Source organism: Reyranella sp. (genome assembly GCF_050185545.1).
Taxonomy (GTDB): domain Bacteria; phylum Pseudomonadota; class Alphaproteobacteria; order Reyranellales; family Reyranellaceae; genus Reyranella.
On sequence record NZ_JBFWZI010000319.1, the window covers coordinates 1 to 5,031 of the forward strand.

The 5,031-nt window shown below is 67.8% G+C and carries 6 protein-coding genes; 3 read left to right on the top strand and 3 right to left on the bottom strand.

Annotated features, from left to right (window positions below; all coding sequences use genetic code 11):
- Nucleotides 1–664: 664 nt before the first annotated feature.
- The 3 genes from AB7O82_RS37155 to AB7O82_RS37165 all read right to left on the bottom strand — a co-directional run bounded on the left by AB7O82_RS37155 (nucleotide 665) and on the right by AB7O82_RS37165 (nucleotide 1,680).
- The gene (locus AB7O82_RS37155) at nucleotides 665–937 is read right to left on the bottom strand and encodes a helix-turn-helix domain-containing protein (protein WP_428552908.1); all 273 of its coding nucleotides are present in this window, start codon (nucleotides 935–937) and stop codon (nucleotides 665–667) included.
- 219 nt (nucleotides 938–1,156) lie between these two features.
- The gene (locus AB7O82_RS37160; RefSeq protein WP_428552905.1) at nucleotides 1,157–1,453 is read right to left on the bottom strand and encodes a helix-turn-helix domain-containing protein; all 297 of its coding nucleotides are present in this window, start codon (nucleotides 1,451–1,453) and stop codon (nucleotides 1,157–1,159) included.
- Nucleotides 1,450–1,680: a type II toxin-antitoxin system RelE/ParE family toxin gene (locus AB7O82_RS37165; RefSeq protein WP_428552902.1), complete on the bottom strand. Its 231-nt coding sequence runs from the start codon at nucleotides 1,678–1,680 to the stop codon at nucleotides 1,450–1,452. The genes AB7O82_RS37160 and AB7O82_RS37165 overlap by 4 nt, the downstream gene beginning before the upstream one ends.
- Nucleotides 1,681–1,995: 315 nt before the next feature.
- On the opposite strand from AB7O82_RS37165, the gene AB7O82_RS37170 reads away from it, so the two are divergent.
- From AB7O82_RS37170 to AB7O82_RS37180, 3 genes are all read left to right on the top strand, one after another.
- Nucleotides 1,996–2,979: a tripartite tricarboxylate transporter substrate binding protein gene (locus AB7O82_RS37170; RefSeq protein WP_428552899.1), complete on the top strand. Its 984-nt coding sequence runs from the start codon at nucleotides 1,996–1,998 to the stop codon at nucleotides 2,977–2,979.
- Between the two features lie 64 nt (nucleotides 2,980–3,043).
- Entirely contained in the window at nucleotides 3,044–3,595 is a 552-nt protein-coding gene (locus AB7O82_RS37175) for a tripartite tricarboxylate transporter TctB family protein (protein ID WP_428552897.1), read from the top strand.
- Between the two features lie 185 nt (nucleotides 3,596–3,780).
- Nucleotides 3,781–5,031 (top strand): tripartite tricarboxylate transporter permease (locus AB7O82_RS37180; RefSeq protein WP_428621797.1); only part of this gene is annotated, 1,251 nt, incomplete at its 3' end.

The following is a 5,031-nucleotide window of genomic DNA, read 5'->3' on the forward strand; positions in this document are numbered from 1 at the left end:
AGGTCCTCACCTGCATGCTCGACCCTCTATGATGCCCCGCATTCACCCACTCGAATCCGCGAAGAGCCTCTTCTCGTAAGGTCAGCCCCAGCATCCCTCTCGCCCCCGAATGTTGCGCGCACGTCCCACTTCAACATGCCTATCGATTGGTCAGTTGAGCCTTGTATCTAACCCCAGTGTTCCGTCTGCGAGCGTGCTCGAATCTACGGCAAAATCGGCCTACGTCTAGTGGTTGCGGAGCTAACGTCAAGTTGGGCTACGACCGCAGTTCCTCTCGGTAGCGCGTGAGCGAGGTGAGCGCGTGGCGGAGAAGCAGGCTGATTCGCGGCCGGCATTCGCCATCTAGACGCTGCCGCCTGTGCTGGCGATGGCCTACGGCGTGCCTGCCTATAGGCGCGTGCAACGCTGAGTGCGCGAGGGATTGAGTTCTGAAAAGCGCGCCTTGAAGATTTTGCGAGCGCACCCTTCGGGTCACCCCCTTTCGGAGGAGTGCGCGCGGTGCAACTTAGCCCGCGTAGTTCTGGCCGGCGCATCTGACGTGCAGGCAGCTCCGTTCGGGGCTCATCAACGCTCAACGACATTCGACTCTGCCTTCGCCAGCGCAGCCTGCTGCGTGATCTCAGCCTGCCTTTCGCGCGAACGTCAGCGGCCGGTCCAACTCGACCTAGTCGCAGATCACCTTTGGAGCGATTCGACCGCGCTCGCCGCGTTCGAGGCGCACGACGCCATAACCTTCCATCGTTCTCAGCGTGCGCGACAGGTTCGACTTGGCCTTGCCCGTGATCTGCGCCAGCTCGTCGAGCGAGTCGGGCGCCTTCTCGGCGATCACGCGGAGCAGCTCGCGGTTGCCGGCGGAGAACACCTTGGCGAACGATTCTGTCGAGGTGAACCAGACCTTCGGTTCGGTCGCCGTGATACGCCTCTCGCCGCCCGCCACGGCCAGGTGCGGGCCTTCATCTCCTCGTGGCTGGCGATGCCGATCTTCAGCGTGGTCATGGGTCGGCTCCTCTCTCGCTCAATGTCGCCTCGACTGCATCCCGGAAGACGGCGAGCAGTTTCGCGTACCGTGGTAGGCTTAAACCCGGATCGGCCGATGCCAAGGACCGAGGATGCGGCGGAGGAAGCGGGCGCGGTAGGCGTCCGGGATGGTATCAGATCACGCTGCCTGCAAGGCCTTCTGCACGGCCTCGGGCGCGCGGTCGATGACCTGCAGGTAGGCACGGGTGGGACCTTCCGGCTGGCGCAGACCCTGTTCCCAATGGCGCAGTGTGTTGACGCTGAAACCGAAGCGTCCCGCGAACTCCTCCTGGGTCATCCCGAGCCTGGTGCGGATCGCCTTCACGTCAATCGCCGCGGGAACGTGGACGCGATATGTCCTGGCATCGGCCTGACCTTGGGCATAGGCCACTGCTTCCTCCAGACCCCGCCTGATGCTGGTCGCAACCTTGCTCATCTTCTTCTCCTCTTCCTCTTGAATGTGTCGACCAGCAGAGCGGGAAGACGCTCGAGCTCGTTCCGCTCCCGTTGACTCACGTCGGCGCGCTGGTTCTTGGCGAATGCGGTCAGGGCAAACAGCGGCATGTCGGCGTCATGATGGAAACAGATGACCCGGGCGCCGCCGCGCTTGCTGCGTCCCTCCAGCGCCCAGCGCAGCTTTCGAACACCGCCGGTTCCCGGCACGAGATCGCCTGCCGCCGGATGGCAGGCAAGGATAGTCGACCAGCTGCACCCTCTTCGCTTCGTTCATCAGCTTGCGGATGGCAGCCAGAAACTCGGGCGTCTCGACCACGGTGACAGGAACCGTCCCAGACATCGCTCATGCTAGTCCATTGGACTAGAAATCGCCGCCGAGAGACGGCGTTCGCTGCCCGGCATGGCTTGGACGCCGATGCCGCTGTGAAACCCTGCGGCCATGCGTCCATTGCAGGCAAGCTTGTGAATGGCCATTCATATACTGTGCCGGCATCGCCCGGACCCACGGTAGGAGTAGTCATCATGCGTCTGCGTCGTAGAACCGTCCTGCGCGGCAGCAGCGCCTTGGCCGCTGCCATGGCCACGGCCCCCGCGGCCCCCGCCATCGCCCAGTCCAGCAAGTGGCCGGCCCGCGAAATTTCGCTGATCAATCCCAACGCACCCGGCGCCGCGACCGACCTGACGGCGCGCATCATCGCCCAAGCGCTCGAGAAGCGGCTGGGCGCCACCGTCATCGTCAAGAACGTCGTCGGCGGCGCCGGGGCGCTCGGGCCGACGACCCTGGCGCAGTCGGCGCCGGACGGCCACACGCTCGGGCTGGTGGCGATCTCCACCCACATCGCCGTGCCCAACATGATGAAGGTCGCCTACGAGCCGTGGAAGGCGTTCGACGTCCTGGGCCAGGTGGCGGCGCTGCGCTATGGCGTCGGGGCGCGGGCCGACGGGCCGATCAAGTCGATCGAGGAGCTGATCGCCGCCGGCAAGCAGAAGCAGCAGACCTACAGCTCCAACAACGTCACCAACGTCGTGGCGATGTTCCAGCTCGCTAGGCTCACCGGCGCCAAGTTCCGCTGGGTCGTCTTCCCGGGCGGCGTCGAATCGGTGACGGCGGCGATCGGCGGCCATGTCGATGCGGTGATCCAGACCGTCACCGAGATGCGGCCGCAGATCGAGGCCGGCAAGCTGCGCTTCCTCGCCTCGGCGGCCGAGAAGCGCTGGCCGTACTATCCCGAGGTCAAGACGCTGCGCGAGATGGGCTTCAACGCCGTCAGCAACGGCCCGTTCGGCTATGCCTTCCCGGCCGGCGTCGATCCGGCGATCAAGGAGCGCATGGAGAAGGCGCTGGCCGAGGCCATGGCCGAGGACGACGTGCGCAAGAAGATCGACGCGCTGGGCATCGAGCCGGTGTGGCGCAACGGCAAGGATTACGCCGCGCTGCTGAAGTCGATCGAGGGCGAGCTGGTGCCGATCCTGAAGGAAACCGGCATGGCCAAGAAGCCGGTATGAGCCAGCCGGGTGGCCCCGGTGGCCAGGACGCCGGGATGAGCCGGCCCGGCGGCAGGACGCAGGCGTGAGCCGGCCCGGGGGCCAGGACGCCGGCGTGAGCGGGCTGTCGCTCGCGCGATCGGGGCTGTGGCGATTGGGCGGCACGCGGCTCGCCACGCTCGGTCTGCTGGCGGCGGCGCTGGTCGGCCTGTGGCAGGCGCTGCGGCTCGAGAGCTGGGGCTTCGACGGGCCGGGCGCCGGCTTCTTCCCGCAGCTGGTGGCCGGGGTCTGCGTCGTCCTGGCGCTGGTCGTGCTGGTGGCGCCGGGCCGCGCCGGCGAGACCGAGGAGGGCGACTCCGAGGTCGTGCGCGCGACGGCGGAGACGCGGCGCTGCTTTGCGCTCTATGCCGCGGCGCTGGTCGTGCTGGCGCTGGGCGCGGCGTGGGCCGGCTTCGTGGCGACGGCGATCGGCGTGTCGGTGATCATCGTGCGCTTCGCCGAGCGGCGGTCGTGGGTTGCGGCGCTGGGCTACGGCGCCGGCGCGGCGCTGATCGGGCTGGTGTGCTTCGGCTGGCTGCTGCGGGTCGATCTGCCGGAAGGGCCGGTCGAGCGGGCGTTCTATACGCTGGTGCGGTGAGGATGTCCGTTTCGCCGATGCTCATGCTCATGCGGACCGCGGGCGTCCCGCCCGCTCATGCCCTCGCTTTCACGGACCCCATGAGCGGGCGGGACGCCCGCGGTCCGGAAGACCGTGACCCCTCCGCCCCGCATGACGGGGCACCTCCCCGGCGGTGACGCTGGGGAGGAAGAGAAGAGCTGAGCATGGAATCCTTGCTGCAGGGCTTCGCGGTCACGCTGTCGCTCGACAATCTCGCCTACTGCTTCGTCGGCGTGCTTTTAGGCACCGTCGTCGGCATCCTGCCGGGGCTGGGGCCGCTCACCACCATCGCCATCCTGCTGCCGATCACGTTCAAGATGGACGTGACGTCGGCCATCATCATGCTGTCGGGCATCTATTACGGCGTCGCCTATGGCGGTACGGTGACCTCGGTGCTGATGCGCATCCCGGGCGAGGCCTCCTCGGTGGTGACCTGCCTCGACGGCTACGAGATGGCGCGCAAGGGTCGCGCCGGGGCGGCGCTCGGCATCGCCGGCATCGGCTCGTTCTTCGCCGGCACGGTGGGGGTGATCGGCATCTCCTTCCTGTCGCCGCCGCTCGCCGAGCTGGTGCTGAAGTTCGGGCCGGCCGAGTACGCCATGCTGATGCTGGCCGGCCTCACCCTGGTGACCTACATGTCGTCGGGCTCGCTGCCGCGGGCACTGCTGATGGCGGCGTTCGGCCTGCTGCTGGGCACGGTGGGCAGCGACCCGATCAGCATGACGCCCAGGCTCACCTTCGGCATCGTGGCGCTGGGCGACGGCGTCAACCTGGTGCCGCTGGCGATCGGCCTGTTCGGCCTCTCCGAGGTGCTGTTCATGGCGCGCCAGAGTGCCGCCGAGGCGAAGGTGCTGCCGGCGCCGGCGGGCGTGCTGGGCTTCCTGCCATCGCGCGAGGAGGCGCGGCGCTCGGTCGGGCCGACGTTGCGCGGCACCGGGCTGGGCTTCCTCGTCGGGCTGCTGCCGGGCGGCGGCGCGGTGCTGGCCTCGTTCCTGTCCTACGCCATGGAGCGCAAGCTCTCGCGCCATCCCGAGCAGTTCGGCAAGGGCGCGGTCGAAGGCGTGGCCGGGCCGGAGTCCGCCAACAACGCCGGCACCGCCGGCGCCTTCGTGCCGCTGCTCTGCATGGGCATCCCGGCCAACGCCATCACGGCGCTGCTGCTCGGCGCCTTCATCATCCATGGCGTGACGCCGGGCCCGACCATCCTCGAGCGCCAGCCGCAGGTCTTCTGGGGCGTCGTCGCCAGCATGTATATCGGCAACGTGATGCTCCTGATCCTGAACCTGCCGCTGGTCGGCCTGTTCGTGCGCATCCTGCAGATCCCGCGCGCCTACCTGACGCCGATGATCCTCGTGGTCTGCCTGATCGGCGTCTATTCCTCGAGCAACAACCCGGTCGACGTGGCGCTCGCCGTG